General features: G+C 32.0%; 16 protein-coding genes. 7 read left to right on the forward strand and 9 right to left on the reverse strand.

Annotated features, from left to right (window positions below; genetic code table 11):
• Positions 1-145 precede the first annotated feature (145 nt).
• A complete protein-coding gene (locus Q0828_RS11285) occupies positions 146-1,015 on the reverse strand; it encodes an alpha/beta hydrolase (RefSeq protein ID WP_298420644.1) in 870 nt (289 codons plus the stop codon).
• Between the two features lie 228 nt (positions 1,016-1,243).
• Between Q0828_RS11285 and Q0828_RS11290 the strand changes: the two genes are divergently transcribed.
• From Q0828_RS11290 to Q0828_RS11305, 4 genes are all read left to right on the forward strand, one after another.
• Entirely contained in the window at positions 1,244-1,867 is a 624-nt protein-coding gene (locus tag Q0828_RS11290; RefSeq protein ID WP_298421984.1) for an L-threonylcarbamoyladenylate synthase, read from the forward strand.
• 19 nt (positions 1,868-1,886) lie between these two features.
• Positions 1,887-2,930 carry an endolytic transglycosylase MltG gene (mltG, locus tag Q0828_RS11295; RefSeq protein WP_298420646.1) on the forward strand — a complete coding sequence of 348 codons (1,044 nt, stop codon included), beginning with the start codon at positions 1,887-1,889 and terminating at the stop codon, positions 2,928-2,930.
• On the forward strand, positions 2,930-4,384 hold the full coding sequence (locus tag Q0828_RS11300) for an FAD-binding oxidoreductase (protein ID WP_298420648.1): 1,455 nt from the start codon (positions 2,930-2,932) through the stop codon (positions 4,382-4,384). Before mltG ends, Q0828_RS11300 begins: the two co-directional genes overlap by 1 nt.
• 181 nt (positions 4,385-4,565) lie before the next feature.
• Positions 4,566-5,093: a glutathione peroxidase gene (locus tag Q0828_RS11305; RefSeq protein WP_298420650.1), complete on the forward strand. Its 528-nt coding sequence runs from the start codon at positions 4,566-4,568 to the stop codon at positions 5,091-5,093.
• A gap of 87 nt (positions 5,094-5,180) precedes the next feature.
• Here the strand turns inward: Q0828_RS11305 and Q0828_RS11310 are convergent, their stop codons facing one another.
• Positions 5,181-6,062: an OmpA family protein gene (locus Q0828_RS11310; RefSeq protein ID WP_298420653.1), complete on the reverse strand. Its 882-nt coding sequence runs from the start codon at positions 6,060-6,062 to the stop codon at positions 5,181-5,183.
• A 366-nt stretch (positions 6,063-6,428) separates the two neighbouring features.
• Between Q0828_RS11310 and Q0828_RS11315 the strand changes: the two genes are divergently transcribed.
• Positions 6,429-7,553, forward strand: coding sequence for a hypothetical protein (locus tag Q0828_RS11315; RefSeq protein WP_298420655.1), 1,125 nt, complete (start codon positions 6,429-6,431; stop codon positions 7,551-7,553).
• A gap of 45 nt (positions 7,554-7,598) precedes the next feature.
• Here Q0828_RS11315 and Q0828_RS11320 read toward each other — a convergent pair whose 3' ends face one another.
• From Q0828_RS11320 to Q0828_RS11340, 5 genes are read right to left on the reverse strand one after another with little or no spacing between them, the layout of a single operon-like run.
• Positions 7,599-8,168, reverse strand: a complete 570-nt coding sequence (locus tag Q0828_RS11320; RefSeq protein ID WP_298420657.1) for a hypothetical protein — start codon at positions 8,166-8,168, stop codon at positions 7,599-7,601.
• 15 nt (positions 8,169-8,183) lie between these two features.
• Entirely contained in the window at positions 8,184-8,933 is a 750-nt protein-coding gene (locus Q0828_RS11325) for a hypothetical protein (protein WP_298420659.1), read from the reverse strand.
• 43 nt (positions 8,934-8,976) lie between these two features.
• A complete protein-coding gene (locus Q0828_RS11330; protein WP_298420661.1) occupies positions 8,977-9,978 on the reverse strand; it encodes a glycosyltransferase family 2 protein in 1,002 nt (333 codons plus the stop codon).
• 59 nt (positions 9,979-10,037) lie between these two features.
• Positions 10,038-10,706, reverse strand: coding sequence for a class I SAM-dependent methyltransferase (locus Q0828_RS11335; protein WP_298420663.1), 669 nt, complete (start codon positions 10,704-10,706; stop codon positions 10,038-10,040).
• 3 nt (positions 10,707-10,709) lie between these two features.
• A complete protein-coding gene (locus Q0828_RS11340; RefSeq protein WP_298420665.1) occupies positions 10,710-11,156 on the reverse strand; it encodes a type I restriction enzyme HsdR N-terminal domain-containing protein in 447 nt (148 codons plus the stop codon).
• Between the two features lie 60 nt (positions 11,157-11,216).
• On the opposite strand from Q0828_RS11340, the gene holA reads away from it, so the two are divergent.
• On the forward strand, positions 11,217-12,221 hold the full coding sequence (gene holA, locus Q0828_RS11345; RefSeq protein ID WP_298420667.1) for a DNA polymerase III subunit delta: 1,005 nt from the start codon (positions 11,217-11,219) through the stop codon (positions 12,219-12,221).
• A gap of 21 nt (positions 12,222-12,242) precedes the next feature.
• Here holA and Q0828_RS11350 read toward each other — a convergent pair whose 3' ends face one another.
• Positions 12,243-13,136, reverse strand: a complete 894-nt coding sequence (locus Q0828_RS11350; RefSeq protein ID WP_298420668.1) for a retron system putative HNH endonuclease — start codon at positions 13,134-13,136, stop codon at positions 12,243-12,245.
• Positions 13,137-13,146: 10 nt separating this feature from the next.
• Positions 13,147-15,480 carry an AAA family ATPase gene (locus Q0828_RS11355; RefSeq protein ID WP_298420670.1) on the reverse strand — a complete coding sequence of 778 codons (2,334 nt, stop codon included), beginning with the start codon at positions 15,478-15,480 and terminating at the stop codon, positions 13,147-13,149.
• 170 nt (positions 15,481-15,650) lie between these two features.
• Here Q0828_RS11355 and Q0828_RS11360 point away from each other — a divergent pair, with 170 nt between their 5' ends.
• The gene (locus Q0828_RS11360) at positions 15,651-17,207 is read left to right on the forward strand and encodes a DUF4157 domain-containing protein (RefSeq protein WP_298420672.1); all 1,557 of its coding nucleotides are present in this window, start codon (positions 15,651-15,653) and stop codon (positions 17,205-17,207) included.
• Positions 17,208-17,220: the final 13 nt, after the last annotated feature.

The raw sequence follows: 17,220 nt of genomic DNA on the forward strand, positions 1-17,220 counted from the left end.
ATAATAATTACAAAACGTAAGAAAGTAATTTCAGCATATAGAAATAAAAAATATGTCATAATAGTTTATCATAAAGTTTAATAACTACCATAACCCAAAAGCGAAGCGTCCAAAAAACCAATACCTAACAAGAGAAACATTCCAATTAATGATGCTCTGCAACAAATGTTTTAAACTTATTCCACGTATCGGCAGCATTTGGTCCAACCCAACCATGTCCTTCATTTGGATAAAACGTAAAACTATGTGTAACTCCTAAAGTTGTGAGTTTATCACTTAAATCCATTCCTTGCGAATTTGGAATTAAAGGATCTTGTCCGCCATAAAACAAAATTGTTGGTGGAGCGGAAGCTGTTACTTTATGAAAAGGACTAAAACCTTCCAAAAGAGGAACAACTAAGTCCATTCCTAATAAATCTATATACGCTTGAATAGCTGGATCAGCACTATCTAAATACGCTTGATCTGCTAAATTTGTAGGTCCTACAATACTTGCCACCATATTTACATCTGCTTCAGTGTCATAATCATAACTCCAAAGCATTGACAAATGCGCACCAGCGCTTGTACCTAAAAAACCATAATCTTCCGAAATAATATATTCTTCGTTTTTCGTTTTTAAGTCATTAATAATAGCCGAAATATCTTCTAATTGCATTGGAAACGGAGAAGTAGTGTCATTTGCCAAACGGTAATTAATATTCACAATTGCGTATTCAGGTAAGTCAGTTTGCATCAATTCTATAAACGTTGACATCTCTGATTTATCACCAGAAGTCCAACCACCACCATGTACTAAAATCATCACTTTGGTTGCAAGTGTTCTATTTTGAGGTAAATAAATATCATATACTTGATCACTATCAGCGCCATACGAAACATTCAGCATCGTTTTTGCTTCTACAGTGGTTTCATCCGTTGGCGTTGGCGAAAGTACTGTGTCATTATCTTCTGAACAAGCATAGGTAAGTAAAATGAAAAGACTTAAAATACCTGCGTAAAATGATTTTTTCATGAGATTGGTTTTAATAGTAATGCAAACGCAATATCTTAAAAAAAAGTATACAAAAATCTTAATATTAACTTAAATTTTCAACAAATACATGATGTTAAAAGGCTTAATAATCAATGATTTATATTTAATTGAAATCATATATATATACTGTAAAATCTAGTTTATGGAAAGAATGTATATAATTACTAAAAATCAATTACTTTTGTGTCACAAAGTTGTGAATATACGATGGCTCAATTTATAAAACTATATAACGAAAATCCAAATCCGAAAGAAATCAAAAAGGTAATTGATGTACTTCGAAATGGCGGATTGGTTATTTATCCAACCGATACGGTATATGGATTGGGTTGTGATATCACAAATACTAAAGCTTTGCAACGCATCGCAAAAATAAAAGGCATCAAGCTTGAGAAGGCAAATTTCTCTTTCATCTGTAACGATTTAAGCCATATTAGCGATTACATTCGACAAATTGATACAGCAACGTATAAAATTCTCAAAAAGGCATTACCAGGTCCGTACACGTTTATTCTTCCTGGAAATAACAATCTTCCAAAAGTATTCAAAAAGCGTAAAACGGTCGGAATTCGTGTGCCAAACAATACTATTGCACGTACCATAGTGCAAGAATTAGGAAATCCAATTGTATCTACATCAATCTACGATGAAGATGATATTGTAGAATATACAACGGATCCTGAGTTGATTTTGGAAAAGTGGGACAATTTGGTTGATATTGTTATTGATGGTGGTTATGGCGATAATGTGGCGTCTACAATCATTGATTTATCTGGTTATGAACCAGAAATTATTAGAGAAGGAAAAGGAGATATAGATGTTATTTTTTAAATTAAAGCGAAAGTAATACATGAAATATTTAAAAATCATTGGATTTATTATTCTAATCGGAATCATCATTGGAGGAATTTTTGTCTATCCAAAAGCTTCCATGTATTTCTATGGAAAGAAAACGTCTTCAATTACAGAAACAACGAACTTTTTTGTAAAAACAGACGCAGTATTTTCAGAAGTTATACAGGATTTAAAAGATAAAGGAATCATTGATGATACTGAAAAATTTAGTGAATATGCTGCATTTAGAAATCTAAAACAAGGTACACTAGAAGCTGGAAAATATAGCTTTGCTAAAAATGTTGCTTATAGTAAAGTTTTAGAAGATTTGCGCCAAGGAAATGGAGAAAAAGAAGTGCAAGTTACTTTCAATAACGCACGAACAAAGAAAGAACTTGCGGAAAAAATTGCTGTAAATCTTGAATTATCAGCAGATGACATTTTAAAAAGAGTTACAGACGAAGCTTTTACAAGCAAATATGGATTTAATACGACAACAATCAATACGATGTTTATTCCAAACACATACAATGCGTATTGGGATATTTCAGCGGATGACTTAATTGCTAAACTTGCCAAAGAATACAAACGTTTTTGGACACCAGCACGAAAAGCCAAAGCCAAAGCGTTAAATATGTCGCAAGCGGAAGTTTCTACATTAGCTTCCATAGTGCTTTGTGAAACCATCAAAATGGACGAAGCGCCTAAAATAGCTGGTGTATATGTCAACAGATTGAAAAGAGGGATTCCTTTAGATGCCGATCCGACGTTGAAGTGGATTTTAGGCGATTTTGAAATCAAAAGAATTTTAAACAAAGATAAAGAGCTCGATTCTCCTTATAATACCTACAAAAATACAGGATTGCCACCAGGACCCATCTACATTCCTTCTGAGCAGTATATAGACGCCGTGTTGAATTATGAAAAACATGATTATATCTTTTTCTGTGCGAAAGAAGATTTCTCAGGCTATTCAAACTTTGCAAAAACCAACAGACAACACGAAATCAATGCCCGCAAATACCATAAAGCATTAAACGAAAGAAATATTTATCGCTAATGTCTAAATACAGTCGTAGAGATTTTTCAAAATTAATTGTACTTGGTGGAATCGGTTACACGATTTGGTCATGTGCAGATGATAAAACAGCGCAAAAAGGAAAAGCTACTGAAGAAGTAGCAACACCTAAAATGCCCGAATTACTTCCCGAAAACATAAAAATTTACGAAAAAGCAAATGCTGAATACCAAGAATTAGCAATCCGATTCAACAAGCGAATTCAGCAAGCTCCAACGTTTATAGCACAATGTTTCAATACGGAAGGTGTTGTTGCAGCAATGAAATTTTCCATTTTTAAAGATTTAAAAGTGGTTGTAAAAAGCGGCGGACATAGTTTTGAAGGTTTTTCAAGTACAAATGATGGTTTGGTGATTGACGTTTCGGCAATGAAAAAAATGCAATGGAATGCAGATCATAGTATTGTGGTGGAAACAGGTTGTGTACTCAAAGAGCTGTATAATGAACTATTGCCAAAACAGCGCATAATTCCTTCTGGATCGTGTGCCACAGTAGGAATTGGCGGTTTAACTTTAGGTGGTGGCTACGGTTTTTTTAGTCGTAAATATGGTTTGACATGTGATAGTTTGGAAGCTATTACATTAGTTGATGGAAATGGAAACGTACATAAGGAAACAGGCAAATCAGCCATATTAAAAGCCTGTAAAGGTGGCGGAAACGGTAACTTTGGCGTTATTACCAAAATGGAATTCAGAACCTATCAGGCGCCAAAATACTTTCAAGCATTTCGTTGTAAATCGTATAAATTAGATACTGCAAGCGCTAAAAATTTATTGAAAACATGGTTTGAATTGGCTGGAACGTTACCAAAATCGAGTTTTTCTGCATTTGTATTGAATGGAAAAACATTGACAATTCTTATCACAAACTATGACGATAGAGCAGAAGCAGCCGTTTTAAAAGTATATAATGCTTTAAAAAAGATATCAAACAAAGGAACGATTGGAAGTAAACGTGCATTACCAAAAGCTCTAAAAACATTTTATGGCGTACAACATCCGTTGTATTTTAAAAATGCTTGCGCAGGATTGTACAAGGATTTTTCAGAAATTGAAGGATGTATTGATGATATCATTAAAAAAGTGATTACAACCAGCGGTTTGATTTATCAAGTAAATACAGTTGGTGGGAATGTGAATTCTAAATCTTTAGAAAAACGTTCGGTATTTCCACACAGAAATTTACCGTTTTGGTCAGAATTACAATCATATTGGGAAAAACCAACACAAGAAGAACGTTTAGTTACAGCGTTTCAAGAAATTCAACAGCGTTTTTACGATCATGGAATCCGTAAGCATTACAGAAACTATCCAGATATCAATTTCAAAGATTGGCAAAAAGCATATTACGGAAAGTACCTTCCAGAACTACAAGAAATCAAAAAACAACTTGATCCTGACAATCGTATACAACATCCGCAAAGTATAAAGGTATAATACTTTAATCTGATTTTAAGAAAAAGACATGTATACTTCAAAAACAATGAATCTTAATTCATAACTAATTGCACGTTTCTTATTTTTATTGTTTAACAATTTATTAATTAAGTTAAACAAAAATGTTTATTTTTGTACTATATCACTATTTAGATAAATACGTTCTACCTAAAACATAGCTATGAAAACACTCGAAAAAGCAAAACTAAAATCAAATGCTACTAAAGAAATATGCAATACCTCTCTTTATGATATTGAAGTTAATGATATAAACGGCAATCCAATGTCGTTGGCAAATTTTAAAGGAAAGAAAATAGTATTTGTCAATGTAGCTTCAAAATGCGGATTTACGAAGCAGTATAATGAATTGCAAAACCTAAGTGATGTTTTCAAAGATGAATTGGTTGTTATTGGTACTCCATGCAATCAGTTTGGACGACAAGAACCTGACAATGCTGCTGAAATTCAAGAATTTTGTAGTATCAACTTTGGTGTAAAATTTCCATTGACTGAAAAACTAAATGTAAAAGGGAAAGATCAACATCCGTTATATAAATGGTTAACATCTAAAAAACTGAATGGTAAGAAGAACTCTAGTGTAAAATGGAATTTTCAAAAATATGTGATTGACGAAAAAGGAGCACTGATTGATTATTATTATTCGTTTACAAAACCAATGAGTCCAAAAATCACAAGACATTTAAAATAATTCTCGCAAATACAATTCAACTGAAAACAAAAAAAGCGCTTCACATAAGTGAGAGCGCTTTTTCAATAAAATGCCTAAAACAATATATTATTTTCCTTCTGCGGAAAGACTTTTCATTTCTTTTTCGATCATGTCATAGAACTGATCAATTTTTGGCAATACAACAATACGTGTGCGTCTGTTTGTAGCTCTATTTGTTGCTGTATCATTTTCAACTAAAGGAACATAATGACTTCTTCCAGCTGCAATTAATTGCCCAGGATTTACACCCAATTCTTGTAATACACGAATAATGGAAGTAGATCTTTTTACACTTAAATCCCAGTTGTCAATCAAAACACCTTTTTTATAAGGTACATTATCTGTATGACCTTCTACCATACATTCAAAGTCAGGCTTGCTATTTACTACTTTCGCAACTTTTCCTAAAACTTCTTTTGCTCTTGAAGTTACGTTGTAGCTTCCACTTTTAAATAATAATTTGTCAGCAATAGAAATAAATACAACACCTTTTTCAACGTTGATTTCAATATCTGGATCGTCAATTCCAACAGCTTTTTTCAAGCTAGAAACAATTGCCAACGTTACACTATCTTTTTTATTTAAAGCATCTTGTAAACGTGTGATTTTCAAATCCTTTTCTTTCATACTCTCTAATGACTTTTCAAGGTTGTCAGCTCCTTTTGCTGTCAAAACAGTCATTTCTTTTGTATTTTGAATCAATCCTTGGTTTGCTTCTTTTAAGTCATTATTAGACTTTCTTAAATCTGAAACCTGATCTTGTAAAGCTTCAGCACGTGCAGATGAAGAGGCTTTTTCTTCTAAACATGAATTTAGTTTTACGGTTGCAGAATTTAATAAATCTTTGGTTTCTTTATGTCTTGCCTCCAAATCGGCAAACTCTTTTTTAGAAACACAAGATGAAAGCAATATAGAGATAGTTGCTGTCAATAAGAGGATCTTCTTCATAAATCTTATTTTTATAATTAAAACGGTTTTTTCAAAATTAAACTCAAAAATATTAAAAATGATATTGAATTTACAAGGATTAACAAACTTTTAAACCTATAACGTTTTAGTTAGCCCTAGTTTTAATGAGTACTAAAAATCATGAATTACATGAATCTTGCTAGAAAGTAGGAGATTTAGCTTTGTAAATCATGAATGTATAACTATTCAATAATTTTTATTTTAAGAAATGAATAACGCTTTAAAATTTTATTTATTGTTGCGGGTAATAAACCATAATTCGTGAATTTACGGCAATGTTATTTTGATAACATTCTATTTTTATGTTCATTTGAAACTCAGACCGATTAAATAATAGTAAATAGTATGAAAAGAAAAGATCTTTTAAGTGAAGTAATCAAGCGAATTCAACGCAATGAATATTCATACCAAATAAAAAAATACTTAGGAAGTAAAGGACTTTCAGAAGAAAAGCAAGAGGAAATTCTAGCGGAAGCTAAAAAAAATATAAGGGAAGAAAAATTACAAAAATTACCGACCAAGAATAAAATCATTTTTGCCACATTTCTTTCATTAACGATACTCACATTTGTACTATTTATGTTTGTGTTTCCAGAATATGATATTTATGGAATCACTATTATTTTAGCAGTTATTGGCGTACTATTATTCATCATTTTTGCTGTGATGACATTTATGTATTTGAATAGATGGAAGCCTGAAAAAATTGAATTGGAAGTAGAAGACAAACTCAATCCAGATTACACAGCTGCTTTTGCAGTAGCTATTATTCCAGCGATTGTGCTCTTTTTTATATTCTCAGCTCGGTTTGATGCAGTGGAAGATAGAATTTTATCGGAAACGCAAGTGCGAACTGATGGAATCATTATTTCGGGAATTTCAACAAGTTCAGGAACAGGAACCTATTCGTCTATTGTTGTACGATTTACCACAGAAGATGGTAAAATGAAAGAAATAAAAACTGAAGTTGGAAACAGTGAGTTTAATAGATATTATAAAGATCAACGTGTGAATATTGTGTATTCGTCTAAATATCCTTCTATTATGCGATTGTTGACGCAGGAAGATAATATTAGACAGTTTACAGACACAGAAGAACGCGATTTAACGCCTGAAGATATGGAAGCTATTTTGACAGAAGAATTTATACCAACGGTCAAAGGCTTGAATAAAATTTCATTAGGTTGGAGAAAAGACGGTTCTTCTGGAGCTTGGTATAACGAAAATAAAGAAGCAGCACTTAAATTCATTGATAATTCCGAAATTGCTTATGTATGTGGCTATATGGATGCACAACACTTTGTGAGTGAATTAAAACAAAGAGGATATAAAAAAGTAGAAGGCGGATCGAAGCGCACAGGCGTTATTATACAATCAGACTATTATGAAAATGACGATTTTGTTGCGTTTGTAGAAACAAAAATGAAAAGCAATGATTTGGTGACAATCATACAAATGGCGAGAAAATAATTTACAAAGTTTTGTAAATTTCTTATATAAATACTTTAACATCTGTTAGTGAGACATCGTATTTGTAATAGTTATTTTTGTAACAACTTCATGTGTAAATTCTAAAACTAATGCACTAGAAAATTCTTGAAATCTATAGTTATATATATAACTGTTTTTTAATCTTTTAGGTTTTCCAAATAATTTAAAAAAATCATGAATAGACGAACCTATGTTTAATTCTTTTTTCAAAGGAAATGTTTGTTCACTCGTTTCAAAATAATGTAATTTATATCCGTTTGTACCAAGCGTCCAAGTAGAATCTGTTTTGAAAACTGAAGAATTAATTTTGGCAATAACTTTTCCTTTATTAAAATAGGTGCAATCATAATATTTACGAAGAACACTTGTCAAATTTAAAGAATCTTGATTTAAGCTTAATTCACATTTTGACTTATAACTATTTTCATACATTTGTGAATTGTTTATTGGATTTTTCAAAAAACATTGAACCGCCGACATGTCAATGCTAGTAGGATAATTATAGATGAATTCGCTTTTAAATTTAGTGTCTTTACAACCTATAATTAAACAAAAAACAAATAATACAGATGCTTTTAAAGAAAGGTTATTCATAGTCATAAAATTATTTTATTCAATCCTTTTTAATTTCCATTTTTCACGTTCTAAACCAATTAATTTATTTCTTTTTAGTTTAAATTTAATTGTATTAAAATCAATACTATCTGCTTGACTTAATTTTTTAGACTGTAAGACTAAAGTGTCATTTCTATTTTCCCAAAAACCTTGAGTGAAATCTGAACGGTGATGACTTTTGTTTTCCCAAAATTTAAACGTTCTATCTTTAGTTAAAACTAAATTGATTCTTACATGATGCTTGCCTTTACCTTCATACGTTCCATAAAATCTATGCGTTTTGAAATCTGGAGGTCTCAGTTGCATTAAATCATACATTTTAGCATTGAAAATTTCAATCAACTTTTCGTAATTATCAGGGATAGTACAGGTATAACAGAATTTTAGTTTTGTAATAGTGAAGATTTTCAATTGAATCGTATCAAGGAGTTTATTCGTTGGACAACCAGAAGCGCCTCCAGTTTTCCCTAATAAAATATATACGCCATCATGAAATAGGGCAGTAGCCAATTTCTCAATTCTTTGTTCAAGCCATTGTCTATCATCATCAGAAAGTTTCTGATTAGCTTTATAGTTATAATAAATGCTTACACCTCCAATTGAGTTTGATGTTTTTTTTAAAAAATTATGATCTGGTCTGTAAATGGTATCAATTGTAAGATTTTTTGGAATGTAATTGAGAAGCTCATTATATTGATCTAAATTTTCATCAGAAGTATTTTGAGCTACTACTGGTGAACTCAAAAATAGAGTTATGAAGAATATGGTTTTTTTCAAACAATGTAAGTTATAATAAATCCGAATAGATTTTTTTTCCTTTTACAAAGTATGAAAATATAATTGAGTTGTGTTGAAAGTACTGTTTTTGTTGTGTTTTTTGACGTTTCTTTAACATTTTAGGTAAGCGAGCGTAAAAATGAAAGTGCGCTTTTATGACTGCCAAAAAGTGTGTAAACTGTAATTTGATTAAAAATTGTAGTGCCGCAATTCCATCCAGAATTAATCGAGAAAATATGATTGGAAATAGTTTTCCTTTCGGAAGATTTTTCGCGAGCATGCACAATGAATTTCTAAAATTTAAATAGGTTTTTTTCGGATTTGTACTTTCCAGCGTTGCGCCACCAACATGAAACACAACACTTTTAGGAATGTACTTGATTTTATATCCTAAATTCAACGCACGCCAACACATATCAATTTCTTCTTGATGTGCAAAAAAGTCTTCGTCCAAACCATTTAATTCTGTAAATACAGTTTTTCTTATAAATAAACACGCGCCAGAAGCCCAGAAAATTTCGGAAGTATCATTGTATTGTTTGGTATCTTTTTCAAGTGTGTGAAAAATACGTCCACGGCAATATGGATAACCGTATTTATCAATAAATCCGCCAGCTGCGCCAGCATATTCAAAATGTGTTTTTTGTTTAAAATCTAAAATTTTTGGTTGAATAATTGCCGTTTCTGGATTCGATTCAAATTCCGATAGCATAGGAGCGAGCCAATTTTCAGTCACCTCAATATCTGAATTCAACAAACAAAAGAGTTCTTCTTTTACTTTTGGTAACGCATCATTATACCCTTTTGCATATCCGCCATTTTCAATATTTTGAATAATCTTTACGTCTGTAAAATTTGCTTTCACAAACGTAACAGACTCATCACTAGAGGCATTATCCGCGACATATATAGTTGCTTCTTTAGAAAAAGCAATCACAGTAGGTAAAAACTGCTCTAATAACTGTTTTCCATTCCAATTTAAAATGACGACTGCAATTTTATTTGTATTCAAAAGCGTGAAAGATTAATAATATATTGAATATGTAAATGTAACAATTTGAAGCTATCTTTTTAACGTTTCCTTGTAATCCAACCCATATAAATTGAATTTTGAAAAAAACGTGTTGGTGTTTCAAATCCAGCTTTTACGATAATTTCTTTTAATTGATCTTCAGAAATAGCATGAAGCTTATTTTCAATTCTATACAATCGATTTTTAACATCTTCTTTATCCAGATTAGTTGGTAATAAATGCGAAAGTATTTTTAAGTTTTCTTTAATTTGTTGTTTAGTTCCAGTAATATCAAGCAATACAAAAGGAGCATTACTTTCCAGCTTGGCGGAAATACTTTTTAATAAGTCAAATTTTGCTTCTATGCCTTCTATAAAGTGAAGTACTAATAAAAGAGTTGCTGCACCAAACTTTTCAGCACTATTGATATCATCTATTGTTCCTTCAATAAGTTGAACATTTCCAACGTTTTTAAATTTCTCAATTGCTTGTGAAATCATTTCTGGAGAAGGATCAATTCCTGTAACTTTCCATGATGTAGAAGTATTTGTAAAACGCTCTATTTCAGCACCTGTTCCACAACCAACGACCAATAAGTTTTTATTTTCTGTATCATTTAAAATATTGGGCAAATTATTCATAAAATAATGATAATTTGGAATCCAAGTTTCTACAAATGTATTATAATTGGATGCTCTTTGGTTTTCAAATATTTCTACTGACTTCATTTTTTATCTTTTATAATCAGGTATTTCCCTTAAAAAATCATAACGTTTTGCTTCATAATCCATCGTACAATAATAATGATTCAAACCGTTTGTAACCATTAAATATTCTGCTTCTAAGATCATGTTATATTGTGCAATTTGATCAAACGTTTTCTGATTTATGGTAATAGTACTTCGTTTGCATTCAACCACTAAAAAAATACTTCCGTCCGAATTAAAAATAACGACATCGTAGCGTTTCTTTAATCCATTGAATATGAGTTCTTTTTCGACATTCATTAAACTTATCGGATACTTTTTTTCTTGCAAAAGAAACTGTACGGTATGTTGCCTAACCCATTCTTCAGGAGTTAAGACGACAAATTTTTTCCGAATTGCATCAAAAATATAGATTTTATTTTCCCTATTTTTGAAGCGGAATGTATATTTTGGAAAATTCAAAGGTTCCATAGGCACAAAACTAAGGATTCGTGCACCGAAAACCAATACAATTCCACATTTGTCACATACATGGAAGAAGCAAAACAGATTGTCGTTGATATACAAAAAGGAAACATCAAACCTATTTATTTTTTAATGGGTGAAGAAGCCTATTATATTGATAAAATTGCTGAATATATTGAAGAAAAGGTGTTAGCTGAAGAAGAAAAAGGCTTTAATCAAATGGTGTTGTATGGACGTGATGTAACTGTAGATGATATTGTTGCGAATGCGAAACGCTATCCAATGATGGTGGAACGACAAGTAGTGATTGTAAAGGAAGCGCAAGATTTATCGAGAACCATTGATAAATTGGTAGGTTATATAGAAAACCCACAACCAACAACCGTATTAGTGATTTGTTACAAGTATAAAAAGATTGCTAAAAACAAGAAATTATACAAGGCAGCTAAAAAAAGCGGTATAATCTATGAAAGCAAAAAACTATATGAAAATCAAGTAGCTGATTGGATTCGTAGAGTATTGGCAGGTAAAAAGTATCAAATTACACCAAAAGCTGCACAGATGTTGGTAGAGTTTTTAGGTACGAATTTGAGTAAGATTGATAATGAACTAGAAAAGCTCAAATTAATTTTGCCGATAGGAAGCGAAATTACACCCGAAGCCATTGAAGAAAACATAGGAATTAGTAAAGATTATAACAATTTTGAGTTGCGAAAAGCCATTGGTGACAGAGATGTGAAAAAAGCATTCCGAATTATCACCTATTTTTCAGAGAACCCAAAAGACAATCCTACAGTGGTAACGGTTTCGTTGTTGTTTAATTTCTTCTCGCAACTTTTACAATATCATGGTTTGCGTGATCAAAACCCTAAAAATGTAGCTTCTGTATTACGAATCAATCCGTATTTTGTAAAAGAATACCAAGCAGCAGCACGAAATTACCCAATGAAAAAAGTGAGTGGAATTGTGGCTACTTTACGTGAAATGGACGTAAAAAGTAAAGGTGTTGGCGCCAGTAATTTGTCTAATGGCGATTTGTTGAAAGAATTGTTGGTAAGGATTATGAACTAATCATATTACTTTCGCTTTCTATTAAGTTGCTTCAATTTCAGTATTGAAATTTTTCATGAATTTCCCGATCATCTGTCTAGCTAATCCAAGAAACTGTTCTTTTTCCTTTAAAAAACCTTTCAATCGTTTTAACTGTTTCTTTAACTCATCACGTAAGTAATGTGTATCTGCATTGGCAGCATCATAAAAGTTATTATAAGTTCTAAAAGCAGTTTCAACTGTTTGCATTTGTGCAGAAATTTCAATGGCTCGTTTGGCACGTGCGTGTACTAATGGTACGCGTTGCAAAGCAAAAACATTGATGGATGAAACAGCACGTTGTTTTAAAAATTCTTTTCTTTTTTTGGGTTGAATTACACCAGAATTGATATCATATTTAAAATATTCTTCAGGATCTTCCACACACGGATTCAGTAGGAGACGTACTTTTTCTTCTTGTTCTAAATCATCTTCATGCGATCGAATTCTTTTAGCTTCATCAAATAAAGGAAATTGATTCATCTTTCCCATACTATTCAATTCATCATTGCTAGAAGTTCTTTGTTTTGATTTTTGATTGCAATTTCTACATGATAATAATAAATTATTCCAATCAGCAGCCAACCAATAATAACCTGGTTTTGAGTTGCCCGTAGCTTTCAATTCTTCAATTTCTCCTTTGGGACGAAAATGCTCAATATCGCCCACATACGTTGCCAAAATATCACATTCGCAATACGCACATTTGCCTTTTCCCATTTCAATAAGTGCCGCTTTCACTTTGGCATTACTGTAGACTTTAAACTTATATGCTTTTTTTAAGTTATCAGGATCTGAATAATGCGCAATAGCTTCGTCAAGTTCTTTTTGTAGTTTGACACTTCCTTCCTTCAATATATCAGGAATTTCTACCGAGTTTCGTTTTATAAAAATCATGCTTCTTCCCTTAATCTAAACTATCCCAAAGACTTTTAACAGTATCAATTGTTTCCTGTTTTATGTCTTTCGTTTCAATCTTTAATTGCTTCTTACGCATATCTTTAGCCATCATTTCATCGACAACCTGATATACTAATTCTTCGCGTTTGTCATTTCCAAAACGCATATATTTCAGTTCTTTAACATCTTTAGCTAATTCATCTATTCTTGTTTTTTGTATTTCTGTACGATTGGACACATCAATAGCTAATAACTCGTAATATTCTTTGAATAGTTTTTCTGTTTGAACGTCCATTGTACTATTCAATCCAAAATATTCAGAGGTTAATAACTGATCAACACGCAAACTACTCGGATCAGGTAAATCGCTAATGACATCAATTGTATTTTCTTCATTTCTTCGTAAAACTACCACTTCATCGGCTTTGATTCCACGCAAGCACAAAGGTTCATGTGTGGTAATTATAAACTGCATTTTCTTAAAAGTTCCGCGCAAACGATCGATGACTTCCATTTTCCAACGAGGATGTAAATGTGTTCCAACTTCATCAACCAATACAATTCCTTCCGCTAAGGAATACACAATATTTTCTTTAGATAAGGTGTGAATCATATCAATAGCAATTGCAAAAACAGACTTATACCCATCACTTAGATGATCTATATTGATATTATCGCCTGTGTGATGATATTTGATAAAAATTTGTTTGTTGACAATACTTCTTCGGATCGAATCTTTATCATCTAATAACAACAAACTTTTCAACGAACGAGAAACTTCATTAAACGTTTTTCTATTCGTATTCAAAAACCAATCTTTTGCGTCTGACAATGAAACAGAAGCGTCAAAAAGGTTTTTAACTTTGATATAATTTGGATGATTTTGCTCTGGTTGTAAATTTCCAATTGGTAACAATCGGGTAGAACCATAACCAATTAAAAATGCTGATGGATGATGAATGTTTGAAACGATAGCATCTTCTTTTTTATTAAAAGTAATTTCATAAAATTCACCTTTTCCTTTTCCATACACACGTATAAAACCTTTACGTTTTCCATATTTCAACAAATCATTCACTTCAAGATTAAGTGTGTCTAAATACTTTTGTCCCATCAAAGCAAGTGCGATTGCTTTTAGAACTGAGCTTTTTCCAACACCATTTTCACCTAAAAATACCAACCAAGGCTCTGAACTTGTATCATCGGAATAATCGGGAAGCTTTAAGGTTAAATCAGAAAAGCATTTAAAATTTTTCAATTCAATTCTGTCGAGATATACATTTTTAAGAATTCCTTCAAAAATATCTTCTTCAGGGATGGCAGTTTCTTTTTGTGGTGCAATGTTTCCAGATGACATTGGAAAAGAATCATTAAAGTCAAAACCTCCTTTAATACTTTCTTGTGACGCTTCTTGTTTTATATTTATGAATGAATCTGGTTTTGTATTATTTTCATAATCAAGGGAAATATAACTATCAAATTCATTCATAAAAGAACCCAATCGACTTTGTGATTCTTTATTAGTGATGTAATCATTAATCACAGCATTCCTTACTAGCAAATGATTTTGTGTTGATGTTTTTTCAAGAACTTTTTTCCATTCCTCAATAATTGTGTACGATAACTTTCCTCGATCGGTAAGCGTTTTGAATTGATTTTTTAATTTTTCAACTACTGCTTTACGTTCATTAACCAAGTCTTGTCTATTGAGTCCGAAAACCTTAATAGTTGCTATTGCTTTTTGAATATTAAACTCTATTTGACTTGAAAAATCATTACTTTTTTTAAAAAACTCAGGAATAGTTTCTGGTTTAGAAGAAATTTCACAACTTAAAATATCAAAGTAAAAAAACTGACTTGGATCTTCCAAACATGGATCAATTACTAAAGCTTTTTCCTTTTTTAAGATTTCCTCATGTGGTGTTTCAATAATTGCTCGTTTTCCTACTACTGGAAACATATTTGATTTAAATCGACTGCAACTATGGCAACACATATATAGGTTTTCCCATTCATATGTAAGCCACCAATAATGGTCTTGATCAATTTCTTTAGAATCAAAGCCTTGTGTATAACTGTCTGGACGGAAACGATGCAAATAACTTTCATAACCAGGTTTTCTAGCCATCAAAGAAGATTCGCAAAATGCACATTTATAATCAAAAAGTTTAGCTAACGGATCAATCACTTCATCAGGAAGGTAACCAACGTTAAACGTACGTTGTGAACGTGAGTTTTTACGCATTCCATAAAAATCGCCTATTTCTTGGTGTAAACGGTCATATTCTTTTGAATAGAAAAACTTGGGCTTATCAATTTTTTGTCTGTCAACTTTAATCACAATATACTGTTTAGATAGAATAATTTCTTCACTAGTTAAAGTACGTGAAAAATTATAAGAAACAAAATGCCAAAAGTAAAATACGGTGTTTTTCCCCTAATATAAATGTAGTAGTATCAGTACATTGTGTCATTATTATTTCTTTTATAAGAATTTATAAAAATGCAGATATGAAAGCAGAAAGGAAAAATAAACAGCCACAAGAAAAAACGAACAATGTCATACAACGGAAGGAAGGAAAATCGTTTGTAAAACCCAAAGGCGATAGTAATAGTTTTGCACCTCCGAAAACTTCTGGAAAGCAAAATAAAAGTTTGCCAGCTAAATTGCAGTCCAATATGGAAAGTTCATTGGGACACGATTTTTCAAATGTTGGGATTCATACAAATTCACAAAAAGCGGTTCAAATGAAAGCGAGAGCTTTTACACAATCTGAACAAATTCATTTCGCACCGGGTGAATTCAATCCAAGTTCAACTTCAGGACAAAACTTAATTGGACATGAATTCACACATATTGCACAACAACGCGCAGGTATTGTAAAACCAACCAAAGCCTTGAAAAAAGGTGTCATGATTAATGATGATCGTGGTTTGGAAAGTGAAGCAGATAATTTTGGACGTAAAGCGGTTAGAGGAGAAGCCGTTTCTAAATATCGTTCTACTGGTTTAGGCATGCGAAGTTCTGTTAGAACTGCTCAAGCTAAAAGTAATGTGATGCAGATGGTTTCAACTTCAGGAGGAGATTGGAAAACAGATACTTATGCGCTTCGAAAGAATAAAGATCCATATGGAGCGGTTTCTGCAGGATCAAGAGGTGTTGATATTGCACTTAGATTTACACCAAAGCATGCTGATGCAGAATTAATTGGATTAACTCAATCTGTGAATACAATTATTAATGGTAAAGTTAATGCTATAAACCCAACTGTTAAAGGACGATCAATAAGTGCTAAAGATGCCAAAGTTGTAAACGGACAATCAGAAGAAGGACTTCATATAGATAGATCTAGTTCAAAAAACAATCCTATTTATGGAACAAATAGTTTAGCAAAAGGCGATGGATTAGAAAAAACACCAATGGATAATAATTCTAGTGGTAAGGCATTAAAATTAGGAGTTACTGGTGGAGGAAATGCTACATATAGCTTAGGGTATAGAAAGAAGGTAGGAAAGGGATGGAGTATGCAAGATGCATTATTATATGATGGACCTACAACTGGAGGAACAAAAAATTCATCACAAATATTTGAAACTACTGCGTTGGCTTTGAAAGGTAATCAAGAAGGAATGTATTACGGCTCTGTTCAATGGGGCTGGAAAACAGATGCTAAAGGTATACATACTAAAGTCCCTTTTAAGAAAGTAAATGATGGAGTTCCAACAGTTAGCTTCATGAGAGCAGCTAAACTATGGAATGCTTCAAAATCATCAGGAGGAGCTGAAACAGCTAATTTACCTTTACAATGGACTGGAACAATTCATAATACTCCTTTAGCTGCATTAAGAACAGGTAAGTCTGCAGGTTCACAAATTTTAGCAGATATTCCTAGAGGAGCTACATTAACGGTATTAAATGATTCTTCAAGTTGGTTACGTGTGCAGCTCGATAAAACACAAGCTGGAATTGTATTAAACAGACATGGGCAAGCGGCAGTAATTACAGGTAACTTGATTAGAGGATATATTTCAAAGGAATTAGTAAATAAAGATGCAAGCTACAGATAATGATAAAAATTAA

Source organism: uncultured Kordia sp. (assembly GCF_947496985.1).
In the GTDB taxonomy this organism is placed as follows: Bacteria; Bacteroidota; Bacteroidia; order Flavobacteriales; family Flavobacteriaceae; genus Kordia.